Source organism: Peribacillus sp. P4_D6, assembly GCF_056401795.1.
The window spans coordinates 1-695 of sequence record NZ_JBFUIQ010000387.1 but is presented as its reverse complement, the minus strand read 5'-3'; the positions used below and the strand labels follow the sequence as shown (position 1 = coordinate 695).

Here is a 695-nt window from a genome sequence, read left to right as displayed (position 1 = left end):
CACCTCCTCTATCCTCTATTAAATTACTTCCGCTTTTTTTATTACAGTAGGCTGTTTTAAACCAATGACTGATTTTTCACTAGTAACTCTCACTTCTTTATCAGTTATGATATTTTCAACGATGGCTCCTTCTTCAATCACGCCTTTTTGCATGATGATGCTATTTCTTACTATCGCACCCTTTTTCACCTTTACCCCACGGAAGAGTATACTGTTTTCGACAATCCCTTCAATATCACAACCGTTGGCTATCAATGAGTTGGTAACCTTCGAAGAACTTGAATATTTGGTCGGTGCCTCATGTTTGATTTTCGTATAAACATCCCAAGTATCCCCGAAGAAAGAACGGATTACCGAAGGGTTCAGGAAATTCATATTACTGGCATGAAAGCTTTCAATCGAATGGATGAATGGCATATCACCTGTAAAGTTATAGCCTTTTACGGTAAAACGATGAAGATTTGCTTTCACAGCGTCTTTCAAAAAGTCATATTCCCCACTGGCAACACAGCTTTTGATCAAATTCACCAATAGCGATTTACTTATGATGAAAGTTTCTAGACAAACATGGTCACCAGGTCTAGGGATTGTATAAAAGCTAATGTCAGTTATGTCTTCATCCGAATCTACCGAACAGGTGTGATAGATTGGTTTTTCAATCAATTCCCCTACATAATCCTTATATACCACCGTGA

1 protein-coding gene is annotated in these 695 nt (G+C 38.0%); it reads right to left on the bottom strand.

Annotation, left to right across the window (positions count from 1 at the left end; genetic code table 11):
- Nucleotides 1–18: 18 nt before the first annotated feature.
- Nucleotides 19–695 (bottom strand): GlgC family sugar phosphate nucleotidyltransferase (locus AC1DVB_RS27780; protein WP_477592074.1); only part of this gene is annotated, 677 nt, incomplete at its 5' end.